The organism is Thauera phenylacetica B4P (assembly GCF_000310225.1).
GTDB lineage: Bacteria > Pseudomonadota > Gammaproteobacteria > Burkholderiales > Rhodocyclaceae > Thauera > Thauera phenylacetica.
The window spans coordinates 1-26,417 of record NZ_AMXF01000014.1 but is presented as its reverse complement, the minus strand read 5'-3'; the positions used below and the strand labels follow the sequence as shown (position 1 = coordinate 26,417).

21 protein-coding genes and 3 tRNA genes are annotated in these 26,417 nt (G+C 66.0%); 16 read left to right on the top strand and 8 right to left on the bottom strand.

Going from position 1 to position 26,417, the window contains the following annotated elements:
* The first annotated feature begins 16 nt into the window (after window positions 1–16).
* The 6 genes from dxs to C667_RS25560 all read left to right on the top strand — a co-directional run bounded on the left by dxs (window position 17) and on the right by C667_RS25560 (window position 4,722).
* The gene (dxs, locus tag C667_RS03985; RefSeq protein ID WP_004357432.1) at window positions 17–1,885 is read left to right on the top strand and encodes a 1-deoxy-D-xylulose-5-phosphate synthase; all 1,869 of its coding nucleotides are present in this window, start codon (window positions 17–19) and stop codon (window positions 1,883–1,885) included.
* Window positions 1,886–1,999: 114 nt separating this feature from the next.
* Window positions 2,000–2,809, top strand: coding sequence for a GTP cyclohydrolase FolE2 (gene folE2, locus C667_RS03980; RefSeq protein WP_004357430.1), 810 nt, complete (start codon window positions 2,000–2,002; stop codon window positions 2,807–2,809).
* A gap of 126 nt (window positions 2,810–2,935) precedes the next feature.
* The gene (locus C667_RS03975; protein ID WP_004357425.1) at window positions 2,936–3,286 is read left to right on the top strand and encodes a carboxymuconolactone decarboxylase family protein; all 351 of its coding nucleotides are present in this window, start codon (window positions 2,936–2,938) and stop codon (window positions 3,284–3,286) included.
* A gap of 140 nt (window positions 3,287–3,426) precedes the next feature.
* Window positions 3,427–3,516 (top strand) — tRNA-Ser (locus C667_RS03970).
* A 450-nt stretch (window positions 3,517–3,966) separates the two neighbouring features.
* Complete coding sequence (locus tag C667_RS03965) at window positions 3,967–4,509, top strand: hypothetical protein (protein ID WP_157302182.1); 543 nt, start codon at window positions 3,967–3,969, stop codon at window positions 4,507–4,509.
* Between the two features lie 30 nt (window positions 4,510–4,539).
* Window positions 4,540–4,722 (top strand): hypothetical protein, encoded by a 183-nt coding sequence (locus tag C667_RS25560; RefSeq protein WP_157302180.1) that lies wholly within the window; start codon window positions 4,540–4,542, stop codon window positions 4,720–4,722.
* Here C667_RS25560 and C667_RS03960 read toward each other — a convergent pair.
* A complete protein-coding gene (locus tag C667_RS03960; protein WP_004357420.1) occupies window positions 4,693–5,043 on the bottom strand; it encodes a hypothetical protein in 351 nt (116 codons plus the stop codon). The genes C667_RS25560 and C667_RS03960 overlap by 30 nt on opposite strands.
* 180 nt (window positions 5,044–5,223) lie before the next feature.
* Between C667_RS03960 and C667_RS03955 the strand changes: the two genes are divergently transcribed.
* Genes C667_RS03955 through C667_RS03930 form a run of 6 tightly spaced genes read left to right on the top strand, consistent with a single transcriptional unit; the run spans window position 5,224 to window position 15,787 of the window.
* A complete protein-coding gene (locus C667_RS03955) occupies window positions 5,224–5,454 on the top strand; it encodes a helix-turn-helix transcriptional regulator (RefSeq protein WP_004357418.1) in 231 nt (76 codons plus the stop codon).
* A 1-nt stretch (window position 5,455) separates the two neighbouring features.
* Window positions 5,456–5,992 carry a hypothetical protein gene (locus C667_RS03950; RefSeq protein ID WP_157302178.1) on the top strand — a complete coding sequence of 179 codons (537 nt, stop codon included), beginning with the start codon at window positions 5,456–5,458 and terminating at the stop codon, window positions 5,990–5,992.
* Window positions 5,979–13,817: a PLxRFG domain-containing protein gene (locus tag C667_RS03945; RefSeq protein ID WP_004357415.1), complete on the top strand. Its 7,839-nt coding sequence runs from the start codon at window positions 5,979–5,981 to the stop codon at window positions 13,815–13,817. Before C667_RS03950 ends, C667_RS03945 begins: the two co-directional genes overlap by 14 nt.
* Window positions 13,818–13,849: 32 nt before the next feature.
* Window positions 13,850–14,425 (top strand): hypothetical protein, encoded by a 576-nt coding sequence (locus C667_RS03940; RefSeq protein ID WP_004357413.1) that lies wholly within the window; start codon window positions 13,850–13,852, stop codon window positions 14,423–14,425.
* 17 nt (window positions 14,426–14,442) lie between these two features.
* The gene (locus tag C667_RS03935; protein WP_157302176.1) at window positions 14,443–14,976 is read left to right on the top strand and encodes a hypothetical protein; all 534 of its coding nucleotides are present in this window, start codon (window positions 14,443–14,445) and stop codon (window positions 14,974–14,976) included.
* A gap of 4 nt (window positions 14,977–14,980) precedes the next feature.
* On the top strand, window positions 14,981–15,787 hold the full coding sequence (locus C667_RS03930; RefSeq protein WP_004357411.1) for a hypothetical protein: 807 nt from the start codon (window positions 14,981–14,983) through the stop codon (window positions 15,785–15,787).
* Between the two features lie 11 nt (window positions 15,788–15,798).
* On the opposite strand, the gene C667_RS03925 is transcribed toward C667_RS03930, so the two are convergent.
* From C667_RS03925 to C667_RS03895, 6 genes are all read right to left on the bottom strand, one after another.
* A complete protein-coding gene (locus C667_RS03925; protein WP_004357410.1) occupies window positions 15,799–16,299 on the bottom strand; it encodes a type II toxin-antitoxin system VapC family toxin in 501 nt (166 codons plus the stop codon).
* Complete coding sequence (locus tag C667_RS25555; RefSeq protein WP_157302174.1) at window positions 16,300–17,028, bottom strand: hypothetical protein; 729 nt, start codon at window positions 17,026–17,028, stop codon at window positions 16,300–16,302.
* A gap of 711 nt (window positions 17,029–17,739) precedes the next feature.
* Entirely contained in the window at window positions 17,740–20,832 is a 3,093-nt protein-coding gene (locus C667_RS26325; protein ID WP_004357406.1) for a DUF927 domain-containing protein, read from the bottom strand.
* Window positions 20,833–20,969: 137 nt separating this feature from the next.
* Entirely contained in the window at window positions 20,970–21,392 is a 423-nt protein-coding gene (locus tag C667_RS03905; RefSeq protein ID WP_157302172.1) for a hypothetical protein, read from the bottom strand.
* The gene (locus C667_RS03900) at window positions 21,389–21,685 is read right to left on the bottom strand and encodes a helix-turn-helix transcriptional regulator (RefSeq protein ID WP_004357403.1); all 297 of its coding nucleotides are present in this window, start codon (window positions 21,683–21,685) and stop codon (window positions 21,389–21,391) included. The genes C667_RS03905 and C667_RS03900 overlap by 4 nt, the downstream gene beginning before the upstream one ends.
* Window positions 21,686–21,882: 197 nt before the next feature.
* Window positions 21,883–23,145, bottom strand: a complete 1,263-nt coding sequence (locus C667_RS03895) for a tyrosine-type recombinase/integrase (RefSeq protein WP_004357401.1) — start codon at window positions 23,143–23,145, stop codon at window positions 21,883–21,885.
* A gap of 235 nt (window positions 23,146–23,380) precedes the next feature.
* On the opposite strand from C667_RS03895, the gene C667_RS03890 reads away from it, so the two are divergent.
* Window positions 23,381–23,457, top strand: a tRNA-Arg gene (locus tag C667_RS03890).
* A gap of 42 nt (window positions 23,458–23,499) precedes the next feature.
* A tRNA-Arg gene (locus C667_RS03885) sits at window positions 23,500–23,576 on the top strand.
* Window positions 23,577–23,718: 142 nt separating this feature from the next.
* Here the strand turns inward: C667_RS03885 and C667_RS03880 are convergent.
* Window positions 23,719–24,558, bottom strand: coding sequence for an alpha/beta fold hydrolase (locus tag C667_RS03880; RefSeq protein WP_004357400.1), 840 nt, complete (start codon window positions 24,556–24,558; stop codon window positions 23,719–23,721).
* Between the two features lie 195 nt (window positions 24,559–24,753).
* Here C667_RS03880 and C667_RS03875 point away from each other — a divergent pair, with 195 nt between their 5' ends.
* Together C667_RS03875 and C667_RS03870 are read left to right on the top strand one after the other, a co-directional pair.
* On the top strand, window positions 24,754–25,749 hold the full coding sequence (locus C667_RS03875; RefSeq protein WP_004357399.1) for a DnaJ C-terminal domain-containing protein: 996 nt from the start codon (window positions 24,754–24,756) through the stop codon (window positions 25,747–25,749).
* Between the two features lie 70 nt (window positions 25,750–25,819).
* Window positions 25,820–26,417 (top strand): efflux RND transporter periplasmic adaptor subunit (locus tag C667_RS03870; protein WP_004357398.1); only part of this gene is annotated, 598 nt, incomplete at its 3' end.

Below are 26,417 nucleotides of genomic sequence, written 5' to 3'. Positions count from 1 at the left end.
AAAAGCCGGATCCCCCATGGCCCCCTACCCGAACCTGGAACGCATCGGCTGCCCCGCGGACGTGCGTGCACTCGATCGCCGCGAACTCGGCACCCTCGCCTCTGAACTGCGCGCCTTCCTGATCGAGTCGGTATCGAAGACCGGCGGCCACCTGTCCTCCAACCTCGGCACCGTCGAGCTGACGATCGCGCTGCACCACGTCTTCAACACGCCGCACGACCGCATCGTGTGGGACGTCGGCCACCAGACCTACGGCCACAAGGTGCTCACCGGGCGCCGCGAGGCGATGACCGGGCTGCGCCACTTCGGCGGCATCTCCGGCTTCCCGCGGCGCTGCGAGAGCGAGTACGACACCTTCGGCACCGCACACTCCTCCACCTCGATCTCGGCGGCGGTCGGCATGGCGGTGGCGGCGCGGGCGCGCGGCGAGGACCGCCACGCGATCGCGGTGATCGGCGACGGCGCGATGTCGGCCGGCATGGCCTTCGAGGCGCTCAACAACGCCGGCGACATGGAGAACCTCAACCTGCTGGTGATCCTCAACGACAACGAGATGTCGATCTCGCCACCGGTCGGAGCGCTCACCAAGATCCTCGCCCGCATGATGTCGGGCTCGACCTACAACACCGCGCGCCGCGTCGGCGAGAAAGTGCTCGGCGTGGCGCCGCCGGTGGCCGAGCTCGCGCGCAAGGTCGAGGAATACGCCAAGGGCATGATCGGCCCGGGGACGCTGTTCGAGGAGTTCGGCTTCCACTACTACGGCCCGATCGACGGCCACGACCTCGACGCGCTCATCCCCACGCTGCAGAACCTGCGCAAGCTCAAGGGGCCGCAGTTCCTCCACGTGATCACCCGCAAGGGCCAGGGCTACAAGCTCGCCGAGGCCGACCCGGTGCTCTACCACGGCGTCTCCAAGTTCGATCACACCGCCGGCATCCAGGCCGGCAAGGGCGGCGGCAAGCTCACCTACACCCAGGTGTTCGGCGACTGGCTGTGCGACATGGCCAAGGTCGACCCACGCGTCGTCGGCATCACCCCGGCGATGCGCGAGGGCTCCGGCCTGGTGCGCTTCGCGCGTGAATTCCCCGAGCGCTACTTCGACGTCGGCATCGCCGAACAGCATGCGGTGACCTTCGCCGCCGGCCTGGCCTGCGAGGGCTTCGTGCCGGTGGTGGCGATCTACTCGACCTTCCTGCAGCGCGCCTACGACCAGCTCATCCACGACGTCGCGCTGCAGAACCTGCCGGTGGTCTTCGCGATCGACCGCGGCGGCCTGGTGGGCGCCGACGGCGCGACCCACCACGGCGCCTTCGACCTCTCCTTCCTCGCCTGCGTCCCCAACCTGGTGGTGATGGCGCCGACCGACGAGGACGAGTGCCGCCAGATGCTCTACACCGCCGTGCAGCACCCCGGGCCGAGCGCGGTGCGCTACCCGCGCGGCAGCGGCAACGGCACCACCCCGCAGGCGCAGATGCGCGCGCTGCCGATCGGCAAGGGCGAGGTCGTGCGCCGCGGCCGCGGCGTCGCCCTGCTCGCCTTCGGCAGCATGCTCCAGGTCGCGCGCGAGGTCGCCGAGACGCTCGACGCCACCGTGGCCAACATGCGCTTCGTCAAGCCGCTCGACGCCGAGCTGGTCGCCGAGCTCGCCGCCAGCCACGAACTCGTCGTGACCCTCGAGGAGAACGCGGTGATCGGCGGCGCCGGCGCCGAGGTCGCGCGCGTGATCGATGGCCTCGCCGCGCGCCCGCGCGTGCTGCGCCTAGGCCTTCCGGACCGCTTCATCGACCACGGCGACCAGGCGCAGCTGCTCGCCTCGGTCGGGCTCGACCAGGCCGGCATCCTCGCCAGCATCGCGCGCGCGACCGAAGCCCCGGAGCGCAGCTAAAGGTTGAGCAATTTTGTCGGGAAAGATAAGATCGGCGGTAAAGTGCAACACGATTGCACTTTACCGTCTGCTCCGGCACGCCCATCCCCCGACCACCCGCAGGGAAATCCGCCCATGAACGCCCCCACCGCAATCGCCATCCCCGACGTGCAGAGCAGCGCGGACAGCCGCCGGATCGCGATCGACAAGGTCGGCATCAAGTCGATCCGCCATCCCATCAAGGTCGCCGACAAGCGCGGCGGCGTGCAGCACACGGTGGCCAGCTTCAACATGTACGTCGGCCTGCCCCACAACTTCAAGGGTACGCACATGTCGCGCTTCATCGAGATCCTCAACGGTCGCGAGCGCGAGATCTCGGTGGAAAACTTCGAGCCCATGCTGCGCACCATGGTCGAGCGCCTCGAAGCGGAGACCGGCCACGTCGAGATGAGCTTCCCGTACTTCATCAACAAGACGGCGCCGGTCTCGGGCGTGCAGAGCCTGATGGACTACGAGGTGTGCTTCATCGGCAGCATCCGCGAGGGCGGCAGCTACGAGTTCACGATGAAGGTGGTCGTGCCGGTCACCAGTTTGTGCCCGTGCTCGAAGAAGATCTCGGAGTACGGCGCGCACAACCAGCGCTCGCATGTCACCGTCACCGCCGTGCTCAACGACCACCTGTGGATCGAGGAGATGGTGCAGATGGTCGAAGCCCAGGCCTCGTGCGAGGTCTTCGGCCTGCTCAAGCGCCCCGACGAGAAGTGGGTGACCGAGCGCGCCTACGACAACCCCAAGTTCGTCGAGGACATGGTGCGCGACGTCGCCGGCCAGCTCAACCGCGAGCCGCGCATCGACGCCTACGTGGTCGAATCCGAGAACTTCGAGTCCATCCACAACCACTCGGCCTACGCGCTGATCGAGCGCGACAAGCGCCACGGCGCCTGAGCGGCTCGCCGCGCAGCGCGCTCGAGCGCCGGCGCGGGATGGATCGGGCGCTCGATGCTGCGATGCAATGGCCGCGAGCGCATCGGCGGAGTAAGATAAGCGTTTTCTTAAATAGGAGAACGCATCATGTCCAAGTCCCACGTCCAGCTCATCGGCGACGTCTCCAAGGCCCTCTCCACGCTGCGCAAGGAGATCCCCGAGACCATGCAGGGCTTCGGCGCGATGGCCAAGAGCTCGCTGCAGGACGGCGCGCTGAGCGAGCTGCACAAGGAGCTCATCGCGCTCGCGATCGCGGTCACCCAGCGCTGCGACGCCTGCATCGGCTTCCACATCAAGGCGCTGATCCGCCTCGGCGCGACCCGCGAGCAGGTCATGGAGACGCTGGGCGTGTGCACCTACATGGGCGGCGGCCCGGCCCTGATGTACGCCGCGGAAGCGGTGCGCGCCTACGAGGAAATGCTGCCGCAGGCCAAGTGAACGGGCGCGGTGGCGCCGTGCCTGCGGCCATGCCGGCGCGCATGCGCGGCGGCACCGCCGACAAGGTGGCGTCGCGTTTCGACCAGCCGGAAAAAACAGTTCACTTCCAAAAAAAACCACTATAATGCCGACCTTCGAGCGGAGAGGTGGCAGAGTGGTCGAATGTACCTGACTCGAAATCAGGCGTAGGTGCAAGCCTACCGTGGGTTCGAATCCCACCCTCTCCGCCAAAGACCCAGTAAATACGCGCCTTCCGGCGCGTTTTTTACTTCTACCCTACATCCTACCCCACATCCCGAAAGGTGCTTGGATTCAGGGGTTTCCTCTCCCGATAAGGACATCCCCGCCCGCCTGCCACACGCTCCCGTTACGCTGTAACTGGAGTTCGACGTGGCCACGACCAGGACTGAACGCCAGGCGACGTTCCGGCGCCGCGCGATGCAGGATACGGTCGGGCCAATTCACCCGGCTGGCGGCCCGCACGGGACGCGCGATTCTCAGCCAGTCGGCTCAACGAGGCCGCGGTCGCGCGACTGAGCCCGAGCGTTTCGGCGGCTTGCGTCCGCGTGACGTGCGTTGGCACGTTTGAGGTCCGCTGCTAAGTTCGCTTGACATGTGGTAGATGCAGCGTTGATGCGCGATACAATGAGAGCCGCTCATGACAAAGGGGAGCAAACCGAATGGAACTTACGATTATTAACAGTGAAATGCTTCGTGAGACTCGGCATGCGTGGCTGGCTTCCGCGAGTCACTCCACTCATGAGGCGTTCCTTACAGAGTACGAGCAGCTCTTTGATGTGATTGAGGAGGGGAACAGCATCGGGCCGCTGAACGGGCGCTTGCACGTACCAATCTACTATGGAGTTCAAGACAAGGGCATTGTAAGGGCGCTTGTTCAGATGGTTCAGTCACAACGCGGGCGTGATATCTGGATCAAGATGACTGATCTTTACATGTGCCCAGAGATTGAACTTGAGGTCGACACGGAGGCCAGCACTGCGGATCGGTTAAGCGTGTTCACCACCGCGCTACTTGGTGTATTTGGATTGACAAAGCAGGTTGATGGCGCTGATACTGTCAAGGTCTATGGGCGAACAGAGGCCCTAGTGACGTTCCTGCGAGGCATGCATGATGCGCTCGCTGTTTTTTCGTCCCTTGGGAACATGCCGGGGATCACTGTATCTATTGAAGGCCGTTGGCTGGTTTTTCGAACCGGCAAGTGATTGCGGCATATCTGGGAGAGGAGTGTGATCATGGTCATTGAAATGAAGCGTGGATCACCATTATTCGCGGCGTTCAGTGATAACCGTGAGGCGTTTGTTACCGCTATCAAGGTTGCAGTTGATATCAGCGCAAAGAAGATGGGAGCCGACGCTGCTAGTCTGTTCTCACTGCGAGACGGTCGATTAAGCGAAGCGAAGCAGAAAGCAGCTTAAACCCGCGATCTCGCAGAGTTCCAAAGGCCCGCTCCTAGCGGGCCTTTTTGTTGCCGGTTTGGTCTTCACTAGGCCAACGCTGAGAAGCCCCCCGTCGGTCAGCATGGCGCGCAGCCGGTCGTAAAGCACGCTGGCAGGCCAGGTATCGAGGCACTCCACGTTCCCGTGCAGCCACACCAGGATCCCATCGGCCCCGTGCTGCCCCACGTTCCCATCCAGCAACGCCCCCTTTGAGAGGCCGATCAACTCGTCGATCTGTCGTTTGACAACCCGATCGGCGTGAATGCTCCGCAGCGCGTAGTCGTTGGGTTCCCGAGCCATACAGCCTCCAAGGCTATGACGTCGGGAAAAGGTATCACGGTAGCGTCATCGCGCATAGGCGAACCGCGGACCCCGTGCACCCTGCCCTGTCACGGCATGTCAAGCCCCTGAACAGCCGTTCCCGGACAAAACTCACGCGCCTCTGCATCATCCCGGCAGCTCCACAACCGCTGCCCCGACATGACCGCCCCCTCCCCCCAATTCGTCGAAGTCTTCAACGGTGCCGACCTGCCCCAGGCGGTGATCAGCGCGCGCACAGGTGCCGCGCTGCTCGATGTGTCCGAGCGCCAGTGGCACCGACTGGTGCAACGCGGTCTGCTGCCCCGCCCGATCAAGCTGGGACGCAACACGCGCTGGAAGTTGGCAGAAGTCGAGGCAGCACTCGACAACATCCCACCGAGCGAGGCGTGACATGACCCCCGAAAAAGGAAACGCCCACCGAGGCCTGGCCGCCAAGGTGAGCGCAAATGCAAAGCAACGGGAAATTGCAGACGTGAGTATCGCTCACACCGGACCGTTCCGCTACCCGAACCCGTTCGACCCGACCGCCCTCGCGCTGGCAATGATGGTCGTTGAGGACCAAGACCGCGCCCAGGGCATGACGACTGACGACGAGGCGGTCGCCCAACTCATCACAGCAGGCGTGCCCATCGAGGTCTCCGACATGGCGGTCATCGATGGTGCGGTCGTGACTCACTGGGCCGTGTGCTGGCTCGACGACATTTGCTCCGACGAGGCCGAGCGCTGGCTCGAGCAGTTCATCGAGGGTCTGGACGAGATCCGCGTGCAGGCGACTGGCGCGGATCGCCTCGCGCTGGAGCGCGTGGATTTTTACTTCAGCGATCCGCAATACCGAACGTCCGCCACCCGCCGCGCGCTCCCCACCTCGGCCACCTACAGCGCCATCGCAGCGCGCGTATTCAAGGAACACAACGATGCTTGGCACTGACGACAAAATGCCCCGTGGCACGGTGGACGAGTTCAACAACCTGCACCCGCTACCCGGCGCACCTGCCGCCGCGCAACCCCAGCCGGCCGCCGGGCCGTGGCAGCGCTTCCAGCCCCAGGCCCAGCAGCCCGCTACCCAAGCGGCGCAACCAGCTACCGATTGGTCGAAATTCATACCCGATCAGCCCGCCGCCGGCCCGTGGCAGAAGTTCGAGCAGCAGCCGCAGACCGACTGGAGCCAATTCGTTCCCGAGCAGCCGCGCGGGCTGGGCATCATCAGCACCCTGGCGCAAGGCTTCAAGAACACCGGCCGCGCGGTCGGTGCAGCTGCCGACGTGGCCATCGACGATCGGGCAAGTGTCGTCGAGCGATCCAACGCCCAGTCCGCCGCGCCGAAGAACGAGAACCTGCGAGCCTTCGAGTCCGAGCTCGAGAGCCGCCGCGCAGCACTGGGCACCGACGACCCGGGGCTCCTCGATGCGCTCGGCGTAGTCGGCGGCGCGGTGCTGGCCCAGCCCAAGGGCGCCGGTTACGCGGTGCTCGAGCAAGCACCGAATGCCGTGGCCGCACTCGCCCCAGCGTGGGCAGGTGCGAAGCTCGGCGCCACCGCAGGCGCCGCAATTCCGCTGCCTGGCGCAGCGCCCGCGCTGGGCGTAGTCGGCGGCCTGGCCGGCTTGTTCTTGGGCAACACCGCGCTCGAGGTTGGGCACAAGGCGATGGAGAAGGCGACCGACGGCCAGTTCACCGCCGCCGAGCGCGAGGCCGCGTTCCAGGAAGGGGGCACGAAGGCTGCAGTCATCACCGGCGTCGATGCCGCAACGCTGGGCCTGTCGCGATGGGTGGTGGGTGCCACGTCGCGCGCCGTCGAGCGCGCCACCACGCGCGCCTTGACCGATGCCGGCGTCGATGTCGGCAACGAGGTGGCAGTCATGGCCGCCCGCCGCTCGCCCGAGGTCGTCAAGGCGGTACGACAGGCGCAGGAAGCCGCGATCGACGTGACCGCAACCTTCGGCAAGAAGGCTGCCCGCGCTGGTGCAGCGCTGGGCCTCGAGACCATCGGGGAAGGCCTCGGCGAATACCTCGGCGAGCTCGCCGCCACCGGTCAGGCCGATATGGTCGATGCGGTGCTCGAGAGCGTGCTCAGCCTCGGCCAGTCGGGTGCAGAGGTGGCTTGGGGCGCATCGAAGAACGCGGCAGCGATGGCAGCCGCACGCCTCAACCCTGCCGCAGGTCCGAATTCCCGCGCCGCCATCGTCGCGTTGAACCAGCAGGCACAGGGCAAGCTGCCGCCGACCGAAGATCCCGCCGCCGGCACGATGCAACAGGCTGCTGCAGCCGGGCAGATGGATGGCGATTCAAATAACCAGCTTCCCGCCGACTGGGCGCAGCAGATCGACGCGCAACTCGGCACCGCACCCGAGCAGGCAGAGCCGATTGTTCCGCCCTGGCTGCGCTACGAGCAGCAAGCGCCGACGGCGGACCTGTCGGGATTCGTGCCGGACGCAGATCTGGCCGGATTCGTACCGGATGCAGCTCCGCCCGGATTCGTGCCTGACACCGAACAACCCACCATCGAGCAGTTCCCCGGCACCGCACCGACCGCCACCACCAGCCCCGCCGCCCCGATCGACCAGCAGCAGGCCCCGCGCCTTGTTCCGATGAAGGACGAGACCGCCGCCGCACGCCGCGCTGAGGTCGTCGCCAAGCGGACCGGCATTGAGCAGGTCGTGATTCCGCATCCGAGTGTGAGCGGGCGCTTTGCAGTGGTGCCGATCGATTCCCCGCTGGCCACCTCGGCCGCGCCGACCGCCCAGGCCGAAGGACTCGACGTCAACACGCTCTTCCAGACCCAGGCGCCGATCCCGCTCAAGAACGCCCGCAACCTCGCCGGCCTGATGTCGACGGCTGGCGGCACAGAACATGCCGTAGTGCCTGCCCCCTCGGGTGATGGCTTCGGCATCGCCCCTGTTGATCAACTTTCGCCCGCCCAGCTCCAGCAGTGGGCAGGCTTTCAACCCGGAGCGCAGCGCGGTGCGGCCCGCCGAGCTCCAGGCCCGTCGGCCGCACCGACGGCAACGGCAGCGCCGACCACCTCGGCGAGCACGACCAGCAGCACGGCCACCCCGATCGGGACGCCGGACGCTGGCCCGGAGCTCGCCCAGGTGATCGGCGCCACGCCGCAAGCAGCACCCGCAGCACCCGCAGTGCCCGCAGTACCCGCAGTACCCGCAGTACCGGAAGGCGCGCAGGGTCTCGACACAGAGGCTCTGCGCGCTGCACCGGCTATTCAACCGATCGACAGCAACACCTTCTCATCTGCCGTCGGCAACGCGCAGAGCACGATCAAGCGCGAGCGTTGGACCATCGACGGCGGCCGACGCTTCGAAGGTCGGATTCGCGCCGAGCTCGAGCGTGCAGGCGTGCCGGCGAACGCAGCCCAGGCGGTGATCGACCTGGCCAAGCAGCAAGCACAGCCCAACGCTTTCGTGACCGGTGACGCGCTGGCGCAGGCGGCGCGCACGCTGGGTGTGCTCGGAGATGCGACGACGGCCACGACGCAGCAGGACAAGCCCACCACCACCACCAACACCCGCGCCATCGTTCCCGGGCAGCAGGCCAAGGGCCGTGACGTCATCCTGGCGCAGGTCGAGCAGCTGAAGCAGCGCACCGCGCCCGCCGACCTCGTCGCGGACTACAATGACTTGAAGGCCCGCATCGCCGACGCCCGCCGCCGCGCCAGCCTGAAGGCCACCAAGCGCACCGAGGCCGAGCGCCTCACCGAGTGGGCGGACAACCAAGATCGCGAGCTCGAGCGACTGCGGACACAGATCGGGTTCGTAGAGCTGAAGGCCGGCACCGCGCGTTACCGGGTGCTCAACACGCCCGAGAACCTCGAGGCGTTCGCGCAGAAGCTGAAGAAGGCACCCGTCGGTCGATGGACGGTGACCGTCAAGCCAGAGGAAATTTACGACAATGTCGAAACCAGACCCGGCACCACAGAAGCCCAGCGTGAGACCGGCCGCAGTGCGGTGCGTGAACTGGCCCGACGGGTCACGGCTCATCTACAGCGCCGAGGGAATCACCAAGATCGAGCCGCAATCGAGGTACTCGGCTCCCGCCTCTACGATAGATTCACCTTCGACGGCGGCGTCGACCTCGTCGGCCAGCGAGTAGCCAGCGCGGAAGACCTCGCCACCCTGGCGCAGGTCTTCAGAGATCCGAGGTACGAAACTTTCAGGGTCTTCTACACCGACGCGCAGGGCGTTGTCGTCGGTGAGGGCGCTTATTCGAGCCGCCTGCCCGCGGCTGTCAATCTGCCGAACGACTTCGACGCCCACATCCGCCGCGATGTGGGGCGCTTCGGGGCGACCGGCTTCTGGGTACTCCACAACCACCCATCGGGCCGCGCTGCCCCGTCACCGGCCGACGTCAATCTGACGAAGTGGATCGCCAGCAGCGTGAACGGCTTCCGCGGACACGTCGTCATAGATCACAACGAGTACGCCACCATTGGCGGACAGGGTGCGGTGAAGGTCATCCAGGCCCCGCAACTCAACGGCACCGACTTCGCCAGCAAGCCCGAGATCGATCATCACATGCTCGGCAGCACGATCAACGGTGAGCAGGACGTCGTGCAGGCCGCCAAAGCGCTGCAGGTGAAGAGCGACCACGCGGCCCTGATCTTCTTGCGCCGCGACCAGAAAGTGCAGCTCGTGATGGATGTGCCGATGGCACTACTCCAGGACACCAGCCGCGCCGCCCTTGGCAAGCTGCGCGCTGTCGTCCGTGCGTTCGCGCGCGAGTCCGGGGCCGGTGGCTGGCGTTTCCTCGTGCTGCCCGACGGTGTCAGCCCGGAGCCACTTAAGCGGCTGGTGCTGGACAACATCTTCACGGACATCGTGTCGGCGGATGGCACGACCGCCGGCAACTTCGGGGCGGTCACCACTGGCGACTTTCTCGACTACAACATCCCGATTCGTCGCGTGAAGGAGGAGACCTTCGCCCCGGCCGATCCCTCGATTGTGCGCGAGGACACCACCGATCCTTACCCCACCATCGAGACCCGCCCACACACGACCGCCGCCCAGCTCGACACCGGCCGCGCCGCCCTGGCCGACGTGCAGCGCCGCATCCTCAGCCTACGCGGCCAGAAGATCGGCGCCGCGGTGCTGGGCTCGCGCCTGGCCGCTGACATCGCCACCACGGGCGGCGCGCAACTGCTCGGTCAAGAGGTGCGCGACGCGAGCGACCTGGCGGTGTTGGGGCAGGTGTATCGCGATCCGAGATTCGAGACCTGGCGCGCGTTCTACCTCAAGGCCGGGCGCATCGTCGGCGAGAACGCTTTCAGCTCCCGCCTGCCCGGCGCGGTGATCCTCCCCGAGGGCATCGCCGGCCGCCTGAAAACCGAGATGGCCAAGTACGGCGCGGACGCGGTCTACACGATGCATAACCACCCGCGCGGTGATGCAATGCCTTCGGCCGGCGACTTGGGGATGGCCGTCAAGTTGCGCCGAGACGTTCCGGGCTGGCGGGGTGAAATCATCATCGACTCGAACGAGTTCGCGGTGCTAACGGGCCTCGGCCTGCCGCCGCTTGACGAGTTCCCCGACATAAGCGCGCGCGACCTGGCCGCGTACGGCGTGCAGGTCACGTTCGCCCCGCGCCTCGCATCGGTCGATTTCAACTCTGCGCCCGCGCTCAAGCACCACCTGCTAGGCCTCCCCATCGGTGACCCGGCGGACATCGCCAAGATGGGCAAGGGCCTGCAGGTGGCGGACGGGCACGCGGCGATGATCATCACGGCAGCCGGTCGGGTACAGGCACTGCTCGACGTACCCGTCGAACCCTTGCGGAACACGAAAACCAAGTTGGGCCGCGCCGCCATCATGGCCATGGCGCGCCGCATCACCCGCGCCACCGGCGGCAATGCGCGCTTCCTCGTGGTGCCCAAAGGCGTGAAGCTCGATCCCTGGTTGGTTCGCTTCGGGATTTTCCAGGATGTGGTCAGCGAGGGCGGCACGTCGATGTTGGCCACGGTGCGCAAGCGCGCCGGCAACCCGAACCTCGTGCCGATCGACCAGATCGGCGCGAACGCCCGCCGCAGTGCGCGCCAACTGTACGAGCCCAGCGGCCCCGGCTACGACGCCGCGGAACCTGGCACGCGCCGGAGCCGCGCCGCCGAGGCGCAGCAGAACGAGGCAGTCGAGGGCTTCACGCCCACCCGCCGCAACGCCGCCGACTGGGCGCGCGGTGCCATCGCCGCGAATCGCCCGTGGATGCTGGGCGCGCTTACCCGCGATCAGATCGTGGACATCTGGGGTCGCGACCTGCCGCAGATCGTCGATTTCGACCGCACGGTGCAGGCGATGGACGCAGATCGTGCATCGATTGCCCAGGCTGCCGACGAGATTGTCGAGCGCTGGCGCAAGCTGCCGAGTCGGCAGTCGGACGCCCTGGCCGACATCATGCACAGTGCGACGCTGGCCGGATTCGATCCGGACACCATGAACGCCACCCAGCCAGAACACGACCAGATCCTGGCCGACTGGAACGCACTCTCCGACGAGGCGCAGGCGGTGTATCGCGAGGCACGCGACACCCATCGCGCGACGCTCCTGGCGATTCGCAATGGCCTGGCCGATCGTGCCGAGCGTACTGGATCGATGGGCCGCCAGATCGCGGACCGCATCCGGCTCGACTTCGACAAATTCTTATCCCACGGGGTGTATTTCCCGCTGTCGCGCTTCGGCGATCTGCTGCTGATCGCGGACCGCGACGGCGAGCGCACCGTCGAAGCGTTCGAGAGTGGTGCGCAACGTGAAGCCCGCGCCCGCCAACTGCGCGCCGACGGGTGGCGCGTGAAAATGACGAGCAAGTCGCAGTATTCAGCGATGCGCGACGGGGCTGCAGGTGCCTTTACACAGGAGGTCATGCAGCACCTCGAGGGTCTCGACATCGACCCGGCGCAGAAGTCGCAGCTCTTCGACACGCTCAACCAGCTCGCGATCAGCATGCTGCCGGATGCCTCGTACCGCCGGCACTTCAAGCACCGCAAGGGCACGCCCGGATTCTCGCGCGACGCCATGCGCGGCTTCGCCCAGGCGCAGCAACACGCAGCACACCACATTGCCCGCATCCGCCACGCTGACCGGCTGGTGGCCGCGCTCGACGATTTGCAAACGGAGATCCAGGAGACCGCCGAGGGTGACGTCACCGAGTGGCAGCACGTCGCGAACGAATTGACACGCCGCCTCGAGCAGATCCTGAATCCGAATACTCACCCGGTGGCAGCCGCCGCGGGTCAAGTCGGTTTCGTGATGAGTCTGGGTGGATCGATCGCATCGGGCCTGGTGAACTTGAGCCAAGTGCCCTTGGTTTTCTTCCCGTGGGCGGGCAGCCGCTTCGGGTTCGACAAGGCCGCCGCCGCGCTGACCAAAGCCACGCGCGATTACGTTGGCGGCAAGTGGGACCGTTGGTCAGGCTTCGTGCTCAGCGAGAACCCGAACATCACCCCCGAAGAGCGCGACGCCCTGAAGCGCCTCGAGGAGTCCGGGATCATCAATTTGACCCTTGCCCACGACCTGGCCGGCGCTGCGAATGCCGACAGCACGGTCAGCCGCCGCGCCTTTGCGCTCAATCGTGCGATGAAGGTCATTTCATGGACCTTCCACCTGCCCGAGACCTACAACCGGCAAGTCTCAGCCCTCACCGCCTACCGCCTGGCGCGCGAAGCCGGACAGACCCACGAGCAGGCCATCGAGACCGCGCGCGACGGCATCGTGCGTTCGCACTTCGATTACTCCGCATCGAACCGCGCCCGCTACATGCATGGCAACTTCATACGCGTTGTGACTATGTTTAAACAATATTCACAACAGATGACCTACATGCTTTGGCGGAATGCCTACCTCGCCCTGAAGGGTGAATCCGCCGAGGTGAAGAGCGAGGCGCGGCGGATGCTGTTCGGCGTCATGTCGATGCACTTTGCCGCCGCCGGATCGCTGGGCCTGCCGCTGGGTGTGTTCGGAATTTCGCCCTTGTTGTCGCTGCTCGCGATGGGCTCGGGTGATGAGGATGATCCGCCGCTCGACTGGCAAGACGAGTACCGCCTGTGGCTGGCTGACACCTTCGGACGCGAGACCGGCGAGGCCATCGCGAAAGGTCCGCTGCGCCTGCTGCTCGACGTCGACCTGGCATCGCGCGTTGGTCTCGGCGACTTGTGGGTGCGTGCGCCGCTCAAAGAGACGGAAGGCCGGGACGCGGTCGAGCAGTGGATGCTGACCTTGCTCGGCCCGATCGCAGGCTATGCCGGACAGATGGGCACCGCGATGCAGGCTTTCGAGGAAGGGCAGCCCATGCGAGGCGTCGAAAGCATGATGCCGAAGTTCATCAGCTCGGCAATCAAGGCCTACCGCTACGAGGCCGAAGGCGTTCGATCCTGGCGCGGTGACGATCTCGGCGTGACCCTGAGCAACACCGACATCCTCGGCACCGCGATGGGTTTTCAGCCGACCGCCCTGTCGGAAATGTACGCCGGCCGCTCGGTCGTGAAGGGCCGCGAGGCCAAGCTGCAACGCCGCCGCGAGGATCTGATGCGCGCCTGGCGCGAAGCACGCGACGCGGGCGATAGCGCAAGCCTGGCCGACGTCATCACCAACATTCGCCGCTTCAACGACAAGAACCGCCCCTTCGCGATCGGGCCGCAGCACCTCAAGGCATCGTGGATGGCCCACCGCCGCGCGCAGCTGCAGACGGCGCAGGGCATCAACCTGAGCCGCCGCCGCGACGAGTTGCGCGAATACTCCCGCTTTGCCGTCATCGACTGACCCCCTCCCCCTACTCACAGGAGAACGACACCATGACCATCAACTACGAATTCAACGCGTTCATGAATCGGGTTCGTGAAGGCCTGCCCGAGCACCTTCTCGAGGGGCACCCCGACTTCGTGCGTCGGCGGGAAGCCTTCAACGAAGTGAACGCGCGCTACGAAAAAGCGAAAGCCGCGTTTTCGAGGGCGATCGGCGTTGTCACGCAACTCGAGAAAAGCCTGCCCCGCCTTCAGTCCGACTACGACAAATTGAAGGCGCGCCTGCCTGAGCTCGCGATGCAGGCGATCGAGGAGCGGGACGTAAAGTTCACGGCAGCCGTCGATGCGCGGCGCGAACTCGAGCGGATCAAGTTCGAGATGGAAGCTCGAAACGATGCGCTGGCTCGCGTCCGTCGGGACATCGCTTTCGGCGGCCTTCAGCGCGAAGCCGAGTCTGCCGCCATCGAGCACTCGTCAGCAACAGAGCAACTCGACAAAGGGGTGCGGCGCGATCGGGAAGACCTTGTGCAGGTGCTGGCGCGCGCATCGTGGGACGACACAATCGAGGTACTGCCCGAGTGGCCAGCGCGGAACGAGGCGTTCGCGTTCGCACGCAACCTGCTCTGACCATGATCGAGGCGCCGATGCTGTTCTTCACCACCGTCGACAGATCGGCGCCTGCACCCGCGCGGCCCAGCGTTCCGCAAATCCCGAGGAGCGCCGAGAGCATCGACCGCGCGCTCCTGGATCAGCCGGCCGAGTGGGCGTGCTTCCCGTCGGCGTGGCACCTGGCCGCGTGGCGTGCAGAGGCTGGGGAGCGACTCGCCCCGTGCGTCGATTGCCTGCCTGAATTTCAGGCGCGCATGGTCCGCCTGCACCGCTGCCGCCACCCAGAGGCGGTGTTCGTTGACGAAGACGGCGAGCTGGTCGGCAGGCTGCCCACACCCGCGGGATTCTCGCGCTACGGTAGCCGGTCGGATGTGGATCCGGCCGCTTCCGCTTTTTCTGTGGTCCTGGCGTGCCGATTCTTGGGTGTCGATGGCGTTGTCGCGCTGCTCGGGATCTCGGCACCGTCACTCCCGCACTACCGCAACGGGAACCGCACCTTGCCGCCCGCAAAGTTCCTGGCGCTGCAGGCGGCCGTGCGCACGGCGGCGCGGTTCATCACCAGGAGCTGACCTCATGCACGTCCGCACCTACGCCGCCCAAGTCGAGCGCGCGCTCGGCATCGCCGCCGAGGAGCTCACCGCCACCGGCCGCCCCGAGGCCGCGTTCGCCCATGCGATCGTGCGCGCCATTCCCGCCGCCCAGCACTTCACGCTGCCAGCAGGTGGCCGGCTCTTCGACGATGGGCTCCGTGGGCTCGACACGGATCTGCACGCGATCCGCTTGCCCTTCCCGATCGTGACGATCAGCTTCGCCGACGGTGCGCGCCGCACGCTGGTCATCGCCCAGGAGCAGCACGAGGCGGGACAGAACACCATCGTGGTGAGAGTCGCGGTGGACACAGGCGACGGGCAAGGCTGGGGCTTCTACCCTTGCACCGCCCAGCCCGAGCAGCGGCACGACGATGGGTCCATCGGTTGGCAGTGCTTCGACAGCATCGGGAGCAGACTGGATCGCACGCCGATGCACGAGGCCGTCATGGCTGCCGGCCGCAGCGTGCTTGAACTGGCCGAGGCGCTCTCGTGCAACAACGTTGCATCGGAAGTCGTCGAGCGTGTGGATCCGGCGGTGAATGCGCGCCGCCGCCGACAGGGGAAATTGCCGCTCTACGAAACGCGCGCTCTGGTGGTGAAGGTCGGCGACGTGGCGCACGCGATCGGCTCGCCGATGGGTGACCGGAATGGGCCGCGGGAACACCTGCGCCGCGGTCACGTCAGGCGACTGCCGGACGGTCGGAAAACCTGGGTGCAGGCCTGTGTCGTCGGCAGTCGGGCGCTGGGCGTGGTGCGGAAAAGCGCCTACGCGGTCGAGGTGGCGAGGTAGCGCGCGGTCCTCTAGTCGTCTTCGATGCTTTGCGAAGTGTCCTCGCTGAGAACCAGCGGAATTTGACGCTTATCGTCAGGAATCGGCAGGTCGAGCACCTTCAATCCCGATATACGCAAGGCCTCGGCTCGCGCCCGAAGCTGGTTGTCGTCCGACACCAGCCTGGATGCTCTGCAGACCTTCGCAATCGCGAGAATCTGGAGATCGAATTTGATCTTCCGCCGCTCCTCCTTGCGTTCGCTCGCAAAAACCTCCCTGATCATGAATCCACACTCGAGCGCGGCGACCGCATCGAACGGGGCTATCTGGAAGATCTTCTGCGACGTGATGAAGTCAAGTTCCTCGTCGCGTGCCTTAACCGCAAATTCCGCCAGCGCAGGCGCCGGGATGATGAGCCTACCGCGTGCACTTCTGGTGTCCCGGAGCAACCCTTGAACCCGAACGTCGCGCAGATCATCGTGATTCTTCGAGAACAGCGCCACCAGAACGTTTACGTCGATGACCGTCGGCATTCAGTCTCCGTAGCGGATGCGGTGCAACGCCGCTTCTAAATCGTCTTCGGCGTCCCATCCAGATCCGCCGCTGCGCACCTTGGCGAATTCGGCATCGAACTCTCCGTATTGCATAGGCGTGCAGTCGGAGATCTTGAAGTCAGCCACTTCCCACTGGCCGCTCTCATCTCTGGTCCAACGGCCAACGCCGGTCAACAGCACATCAATAGGCTCAAGCAGATACGACTTTAGTTGCCGTGCTTGCTCTAACGTCGCGGTGCAGTTCACCACGGCCCCGTCGGACAGTTGCAGGCCTACCGGCACGGTACTGTCACGACCGCCTAAACGGATTATCCGCCCATGCAGTTCGCTGTACTCACGCACGGAAGCAGTTCGTGCCGGCTTAAGCCGGCGGACGCCCGGAAACTGAAGAATCACCGCGCCCTTGTCGGCCCGAAATTCGGCACTAGTCTGATCCTCGCCCAAGAGTTGCTGAAGGCGATCATAGCCTCGTCGCCCCTCTGTTCCTGGATCAGCAGCCGGAGCCAACCGAACACGGCTCTCGATGGCGGGGGCTTGGTCATCAGGGGCCTTCATCTTCAGGAGGGCACTACCCTTCGTGACCTTGTCGAAGTGCACGGGAGCATCAGGGCCGACCAGTTCCGCGAGTGCGCAAAGGTACTCCCCCAGCCGGGACAGCGGCAGGGTGTCAGGGGAAAAACCCTTGATGCGGAGCAGATAGGTGACCATGTTGGGATTCTAGTCTGATGCATCAGAAACTGCACCCCGGGGCCGGCGGGTAGTCGGTGCGGGTAACTTGAATTACCACCCCTCTGCAGCCTGTCGCCGATGCGGTCGGACGGCACTGGATCGCCACGGGGCGTTGTGCGGGATTGGCTGGGGTTTTACTGGGGTGCTGCGGGGGCGTGGTAATCGTGCTGTGGGGCTCGGTGCTGGTCGATGAGGGTGAGCGCGTGCCGTGGTCAAGCCATGGTGTGCTCAGGGTGCGGTCGCGGGTGGCGAGAAATTCGGTGAAAAGGAATTTCGGCGGGGTGCGGTGTGCTTTCGATGGCTGGCGGTTACCCCAACCTGAGCGCGGGGTAACCTTGGGGTAACCACCGTTGTGCGGCTGAAACCCGCGCCGTTGCTGGGTTTCTTCTATCTGGTTACCTGGTTACCTTGGTTACCTCTTAAAACTAAGATTCACGAGAGCAAGACCCCCACCATCGAGAAAAAAAACCTCACTATTTTTTCTTCCTGCCCTTTCGTGCTTTTCTCTCCAACATTCTCGTTTTCTCGGGTAACCGGGGTAACCGGGGTAACTCGGTCCTGAAACCCGCGCCGTTGCTGGGGTTCTCCGGTTACCCCGCCGGTTACCCCTGCAGAACTCCGGGGTAACCGGCGGGCGAGAGCAACAAAAAAAGCCGGCACGCGGCCGGCCGCGTGGAGAAGCACAACACCTCAGCCATCGGCAAAAGGGTCGTACTCCCGCACCTCAGCGCCATCCCGCATGCCCTCGAGTGCGGCCTCGAGCTTGCGCTGCAGCACTGGATACACACGCTTGGACTCTCCCCCGACCTTCACCACCTTGGTGTGCTTCCCGTCCTTGTCGGCAGGCGGCAGTACGCCGGCGTCACTCAGCGCACGGATAGAGCTGTTGAAGTCCAGGCCCGCGAGCGCTTCCCGAATACCCTCCCCGTTGAAAAGGTGCTCACGCTCGAGTTCCTGCGCGCCGCCGACTTCGACATACCGGAACCAGCCGGCACGGTCGCGCACCACAGGCCCCCGCCCCTCGGTTTTGGTGACGTCAGAGAATCGAGCGTCACCGTGTCGCTCGAGAAACGCCAGGATCGCGCGGAACGCTTGCTGCTTCTCTGCACTACCCTTGCCGCGGGGCGCGTGCCAGGCCTTGAACGCTTGGACGGCCGCCTGTGTGGCGGTGCCCGTCGCCCAACCCGTGACCCCGTACTCGGTCGCGAGTTCGCCGGCGAGGGCGAACAGCGCAAAGCGCGACGCGACACGCGAACACTGCCCATCGGCGTTGTCTGGGTTGAAATCCGGCCGTGCTCGGATCGTAGCGAGTCGCTCCACGAGGTCTCGCTCGTCACTCACGAGAGATTCGAGGAACCTGCGGCCGGCGTGCCCGTAGTGCTGCGAAGCCGTCACCGCGATGGCGTCGACGAGTTCCTTGCTCGAGCCGTGGCCGTGAAGCTCATCGAAGCAGCCAAAGCGCGCACCCACCAGAACGTCAATCAACCGGACGCCCTGCCCCGCCTTGGAACGCTTCCCGCCCTCAAGCATTGCATCTGTGATCGTGCGCTCTCCGGTCGAGATAACGGCGATCTTGTGGCGTGTGGGCGTGCGAGCCGCACCGCTCTTGTTCGCACGCTGCTTGCCGGTCTCGTTGCCGATCATGTAAATCACAGCGCCGATGTGGTGTGGCTCGCACTGCGAAATCTCATCGAGCGCGAGCAAGCAGTCGTTCGACATCGCGGCGACGCCTTCCAACCCGTTCGCCGTGGCAAGCCATGTGCGCTTGAACTGCTTCCCGCCCCAGACGGAACAAGCAGCCTGCAGGATCGTCGTTTTCCCGGTGCTCGACTCCCCCATGAAATGGATGCCGCCGCTGTCATTGTGCGTGCGCGAGAGCAGCGGCCCCGCGAACGCCACCGACAGCGCGAGCACCAACAGCGGGTTGCCCACTGCCGCCAACGAAATACCCTCGCGCCAGCCGTCGAAAGTCCCGGCAGTACCATGCATCTCGGTCAGGCCGTGGATGTACTCGGACTGGAGAACCGTGTCATCCGCCTTTGGCCCGATGTTCCGGTCAGGCAGCACGAACGTGTCGCCCGTCCAGCCGGTTTGCGGAACGCACCGAACGTGCCGAGTCGGTCTAGCACTCGTCAGATACTCTACGATCCGCTGTTTCCCGTTCCGCGTGCCATCCGTACCCAGGCCCATGCCAAGAAGCGTGCCCATGAGCGCAGCCGGATCACCACCCACCAACTCCATCGGCAACGCCCAAGTACGCCACTTCCCCGCGGTCGTCCTGAAGCGCAGAAGGCGGCCGAAATTGTTGCCCGCGCCGTCGTAGGTCTGGGCGTCGATGTGCAGCGGGTCACAGATCCAGTCATCGATCGGCGTGACGGTGCCATTAGCGCGGTGGTTACGGAACAACCAAAGCCCCGGCCGCCGCCGCTGCGGTGGAACGCCTTCGGGAAAAAACTCATTCGGTGGGAATCCCGGCGACTCGGTCCAGTCGTCGAGCATGATGTAGCACGGGCGCTCAAACTCAGTCGGACTCGGAAAAGGCTCGAGTTTGCGCGTGTTGCCTTCATCGTCGAACAACTCCGGATCGAAACCGCCCGAATGCACCCCGGGCGGTCGCGGATCGAGGAAATAGACGGTCTCGACACCGTGAGCACGCGAGATAATTTTCGGCCTGCCGTCGCGCTGCTCTTGCGTGAAGATGGTCGCCTTCGCGTTGCCATATTCAGGCTCGAGCGGATCGGGGAGCGTGACTCGGTGCCAGGCATCAGGATCGGCCAGGATCGCCGACACGAGCACATCCCTACCATCGTTCAACTGCAACCTGAAACCCGGCGGAAGCTCCTTGTGCTTGGCGTCGCGCTGTTGCAGCAGGGCCGCGCGGGCTGCGTCACGCTCGGCCTCGGGTAGCGCTGCCGTTCGGCGTTCGATCCAGGCCTCGGTAGCCTTCTCCGCGTCGCCCTGCTTCTCCGCTTTCGCCAGCACAACAAGGGCTTTGTACTGGGCCTCCTGCTCCTCGGTCAGCGGCAGGATGTCGGCGGCCACGATCTGGCGCTTCTGGCCGCGGAAGGGCGACACCTTGCGAGGCTGCTGAATCCGCTTGTCCAGGAGCACGGCACCGAACTCGAAAATCGGCTGGTTGCCGGACGCCAGCGCGCGGTCCACGATCGAGCGCTCGTGCAGTTTGCCATCGGAACCGACCACGACCAGGCCGTAGCCGGCCAGCCATGCGCGCTTATGCAGGGTGTCGAGCACGCGCGGAACCTCTGCGCCCTTGTCGATTGAATAGAAGGTGTGCAGGCCACGTAAGCCATGTTTCCCGCCCGGCCACTCGAGGTAGGAGGATCCGCTCGGCGATGCACCACAGTCCGCATCGAGGCCGAGCTGCGCAAGCACGTCGACCACGTCCTCGGGCGTCTGCAGCGCAGGAAAGTCTTCGATGTTGTCGGTGTCGATGGTCAGGAGTGCGTCACGCTCCGGGAAGGGAAAGCCCTTCTTCGACCTGCTGCGCCACTTGTCGTCGTCCAGTTTGCCCATCAGCAGCGATTCGCCGGGTTTGCACTCCGCGCTCACCCCGGCGGTGTAGAACGCGTGTTCGGGGCGCGGCGGCTCGCCCTGCGTTTCCCGGACGAACACATCCAAGGTGGTCTGCACGGTTTCCGCATAGCCGTTGGAGAAGCCGTCGGGCGCCAAGGACTCGAGCTCACCGGCGGCGTTGAGCTGCACACGCTTGCGCACGTTCTTGGCCTCGTCCGCAGCGTGGCAACGGAAGCGGGTGAAGGTCACCGGCGCCCAGGCGCCAGCGAATACGGGCCGCTTGGTGCGTCGCGGCACGACAGCAGGCCCAGGCGCTGCGAGGTGGGAACCGCACTCGCACGGTTCGCTGAGGCAGTCGTAGCACATGGCCGTGGAAAGGGGCGCGTTCATGGCAGCACCCCCTCTCTAGACAACCCGCACGCCGCAACGAACTCTTCCTCGGCCGTGCCGATGGTGATGTCGCCCAGGCGATAAATCCCGTATCTGACCTTCTCGAACCGGTTCGAACCGGCGACCAGCTCCGTGTCGATGGGCCAGCCGGCATCACGCAAGCGCTTCACATACACGGCACCGCGCATCGAGTCGGCACGACCGTCGAACGACCGATGGGTCACGCCCTTCTCGACGAGGAGTTGCCCTAGCAGTTGGCCGGCGCAGGTCCAGGGGCGCGGAAAAATCAGACCATCGGACGACACACCCCACGCGGCCGTGTGTGGTACGATTTCGGCGTGAATTCGGCTCACATTTGAGCTTAGCGCCCGGTCCGCTCTCCCCAGCGGCCGGGCGTTTTCATGTGTGGGCGCGGTCATGCGGCCACCTCTTCAGCCTTGGCACGCAGCGCAGCGCGCAGGTCAGCCACTCGCCACCCCGTCGACTGCGCCGAGAGCTTCACGGGCTTCGGGATGAACCCCGCCTTCACCCAGCGCCACACCGTGGCATGGCTGATGCCGTACAGGCCCCGCACGACGGGCTCACGCACGAAGGCGTTATCAGGCAGGTGTTCGAAGTTGGCGAGCGCCATCGGGATGGGCTCGGGTGCCGGCTGGGTGGTGGCGGCTGCAATGGCGCCAGGCGCGGGCTTGTTCTGCTTGTTGTACGACATCGACAGATCCTCAGATCGGGATCCGCCGCCCAGAGCGCGTAGGAAGCTGGGCCAGCGGATCAGGGTCCGCGGGTCGCTTGTCAAAATTGGCGAATGTCGATTATCAGCAGTTGTCGTGCGACAGGTGGCAACCGCAAGAAAACGCCACCTGCCGGCACTGTATCAGCAGGGATCAGGCCCATGCAAACTATTGTTTCTCATGCGGAAATCTGTTCCGGATTTGTGGAAACGCTTTCCGGATGCAGAGGGATAACGACCCCCTCGGGGGACTTCATCGCGCAGAATTTCGCCCAGTCGGCCATGAGTCGGGCACGTTTCTCGAAGAGGTCGCCACGCCGATACGCGGCTTCTACTTTGTCGCCGATGGTGTGCGCGAGGGCCATCTCCGCCACGTCGCGCGGGTAGTTGGTCCGCTCCGCTGCCCAGTCTCGGAAGGTCGAGCGGAAGCCATGAGGCACGGCGTCGACGTTCATGCGGCGCATGACCGCCAGCAGGGTCATGTCGGACATCTGGCCACCCCGCGGCGCCGGGAAGACGAGGTTGGAGTCGGCGAGGCGAGGCAGCGCTTTGAGGAGCTCGAGCGCGCGGTCGGACAGCGGCACGCGGTGTTCCTTTCCGCCCTTCATGCGCTCGGCTGGGATGGTCCAGACACGGGCCTGCAGATCCATCTCGTCCCAGGTCGCGCCGCGCACCTCACCCGAGCGGACCGCAGTCAGGATCAGGAACTCGAGCGCACGCGCCGCCAGCCCCTCCCGCTTCTGCAGCGACTCCATGAACGCCCCCATGGCGTCAATCGGCAGCGCGGTGTGGTGTTCGACCCTGGCGACCTTCGAGGGCTTGGCCAGCAGCTTGTCGAGGTGCCCCCGCCATCGCGCCGGATTGTCCCCCTTGCGAAAGCCGCGCACGGTCGCCCAGTCGAGGACGTTCTCAATCCGGCCGCGGACGCGCGTTGCGGTCTCGGTCTTCGTGGTCCACACCGGCTCGAGGATCTTGAGGATGTGCGCCAGCTCGACGTCACGCACCTGGAGCGACCCGATCGTCGGCGAGGCGTAGGTCGTCAGCGAAGCCGACCACTGCGCCGCACTCTTCGGATTCCGCCACTCGGCCGACTTCGCGTCGATGAACTTCACGACGCACTCGTCGAACGTGATTTCCGCTCCGTGTGCCGCCGCCAGGGCGCTACGGGCGGCTACACGCTCGGCGACAGGGTCACGCCCCTCGGCGATGGCTTGGCGGGCGTTACGGGCTTTCTCGCGCGCCTGCGCCAGCGTCACACCTGGATAGGCACCCAGGCCGATGTCTCGACGCTTGGCGCCGATCTTGGCGCGCAAGATCCACGAGCGAGCCCCAGTCGAGGTTACCTGCAGGTGCAGGCCGGCGACACCACCGACGGCATAGAGTCCTTCTGTCTTCAGGCGCCCCACCTCGAGCGCGGTCAGTTCCTTGGCGATCTTCGGCATTTTCTCTACCCCACAACCTACCCAACATCCCATGTGAGATTTGATGATACTACGGGATACGGGCGAAAACCTGCCGAACAGCCGGAATCCTTTATTTCACACGGGGTGTTGCGCTGCGAAGAAACCCCGTGATACAGTGCGCGCCGTCGTTGAGGGGGACACCCTCTCCGCCAAATAAAACTTGAAGTTGTGGGAACAGTGGTTATAATCCCGCTCCTTCGCAGTGCAGCAATAAGCGCCCGTAGCTCATCTGGATAGAGTACCTGGCTACGAACCAGGGGGTAGGAGGTTCGAATCCTTCCGGGCGCGCCAAACAAAGCCTTCCGATCTCGGGCTCCAAACGATTTCGGCAACGCGCCCGTAGCTCATCTGGATAGAGTACCTGGCTACGAACCAGGGGGTAGGAGGTTCGAATCCTTCCGGGCGCGCCAGATTCGAAAAACGCCGACTCCTCACCGGGTCGGCGTTTTTTTTCGTCCGTGCCTTTCATCCGCCCCTCATCGCATCGTGCGACGCCCCGCCCCGCCCTTGGGGCGCGCTCCGCCCCCCGGGCGGAGGCGCCCCGCGCGCAAGTCAGGGTGCGCACACGACCCCGCCCTGCCGCACCGGGTCGAGGAAACCGCAGACGAGCTCGATGACCGCCTCGGGGCGCTCGCGATGCGGCACGTGGAAGGTGTCCGGCAGGATGGCCACCTGCGCCGGGCCAGCGGAAAGCTCGCCGATCATCTCGGGATGCACGCGGGTGCCGTACTCGTCGTGCATGCCATGGATGGCCAGCACCGGGCAACGCACCTGCGGCAGCACCGACTTCAACGACCAGGCGGCGAAGCCCGGATGCAGCCAGCTCTCGGTCCACGCGTCCAGCACCCAGCGCGCCTTGTCGCCGTGATAGCGCGCCAGGCGCTGCAGCTGCGACTCATCGACGAACTGCCCCTTGGCCTCGGCGATGCTGCTCAGGGTCAGGTCCTCTGGAAAGACCTGCGCCGATTCGGTGATCAAGGCGTCGCAGGCGCCGGCAAACGCGGCAGCACAATTCACCGCCATGCCGCCGCCCACGCTGTGGCCGAACACCACGAAACGCTCCAGGCCGAGCTGCTCGCGCACCGCGGGGAAATACACCCGCGCCTCCTCGGCGATGAAGTCGAGCTCGGGAAGCACCTCGCGCGCATCCGAGCGGCCGAAACCGAGGCGGTCGTAGGCGATCACCCGGCGCCCGCTGGCCGCGCTCAGCTGCGCCGGGAAGTCGCGCCACAGCTCGACGCAGCCGAGCGAGTCGTGGAACAGCACGATCGGACTCGCCGGGCGGTGCGCGCCCACCCCCTGCGGACTCCACTCCCTGGCGAAGATGCGGCCCTGCGGATGATCCACCCACAGGTCGCGGGGCAGGATGTCGGAAGCTCGGGGTCGGCTCATCGGTTCTTTGTCTCCATGTATTTTCGCGCCTGCTCGTTCGCGGCCCGGCGCATTCCGCCAGCATCGAGAACCATACGATTCCGTATTGAGCACGGCATGACATTCTTGCATCCTTTACGGATTGGTCAAGCCCGCGCAACATCCGCCGGCAAGCTCGGTTAAGCTGATGCCCTCGCAGTCCACAGCCTTCCGCCCATGTCCGACCCCCATGCCCTTCTCGGCCTGCCAGCCGGCGCGAGCGCGCAGCAGATCAAGCGCGCCTTCCGCAAGCTCGCCATGCAATGGCATCCCGACCGCAACCCCGACCCCGCCGCCGCCGAGCAGTTCAGGCGGCTGCGCGATGCGCACGACCGCCTGCTCGCCACCCTGCTCGGCGACGAGGGGCAGACTCAGCACGAGGACGAGGGCGCCGCCGCACCGCAGCGTGGCGCGGACCGCTGGCAGACGCTGGAGATCAGCATCGAGGAGAGCTTCTCCGGCGCGCTGCGCGCGGTCGAGGTCGAGCGCCGCAGCCCCTGTACGCAGTGCGGCGGCAGCGGCATGGAGCAACTCAGCGTGAGCCGGCTGTGCTCGCCCTGCCGCGGCTCGGGCCGTGTGCGCGGGCCTGCCGGCCTGGAGCGCTGTCCGGACTGCGAGGGTCGCGGCTACCGCAACACCGGCCCCTGCGGCGGCTGTGGCGGCAGCGGCGAGCAACTGCACACCCGGCACCTCGAGGTGCGCATCCCGCCCGGGGTGGTGGATGAGGACGAGCTGCGCCTTACGGGCGAGGGCGAGCCGCATGCCGACCCGCGCCATCGTGCCGGCGACCTGCGCCTGCGCATCCGCCTCGCCAGCCACGCGCTGTTTCGCCGCGAGGGCCGCGACCTGGTGCTGCGCCGCCCGGTGAGCGCGCTGCGCCTGCTGATCGGCGGCACCCTGCGCGTGCCCCACCCCGAGGGCGCGCGCAGCCTGGAGCTCGAGCCCGGCCTCGCCCATCCGCGCAGCCTGCGCGTGCCCGGCGCGGGTTTCCCGGCGCATGGCCGGCGCGCACGTGGCGACCTCGTCGTCGAGTTCGAGCCCGAGCTCCCGCACGCCCCCGAGCCCTCGCTGCACGGCCTCATCGACGAGCTCGACCGCGCGCTGGCCGAACGCGCCGAGCACCACTTCCCCGAGCTCGCGCGCTGGGAGTCGGTGTGGCTGGACGAGCGCTGAAGCCGCTCCCGCAATACAATAAGCGTTTTCTGATAAACCTGCCCCGCCCGGGCCCCCGAGGCTCTGCCCCATGCGTCGCCTGCTTCCCGTCCTCATCCTCGTGCTGGCCGCAGCCGGATTCCTCGCCCTGCGCGCCACCCGCCCCGCCCCGCCGGCGGTGGAGACTCGGGAGCGGGTGTGGCGGATCGAAGCCGAGCCGCTCACCGCGATCGCGGTGAATCCCACGCTGGTGCTCTACGGCCGCATCGAGGCGCCCGACCGCGTGCGCGCCGCCGCACCGGTCGGCGGCCGCGTGCTCGAGGTGAGCGTGCGCGACGGCGACCGCGTCGAGGCCGGCACGGTGCTCGCACGCATGGATCCGCGCGACCTGAAGCCGCGCATCGACCAGGCCACCGCCGAACTCGAGCGCGAGCGCATCCGCCACCGCCACGACCAGGAGGCAATCGCGCAGGAGCGCACCCTGCTCGAGCTCGCCGAGGCCAAGCTCGCCCGCTTCGAGCGCCTCAAGAACGCCCGCCTCGGCGCCGAGAGCGCCTTCGACCAGGCGCGCGAGGACGTCGCCCGCGTGCGCCTCTCGCTCACCCAGCGCCGCCAGGCGATCGCCGAGCATCCCGCCCGCCTCGCCCAGCTCCAGGCCCGCCTCGCCGAGGCCCGCCGCGACGCCGAGC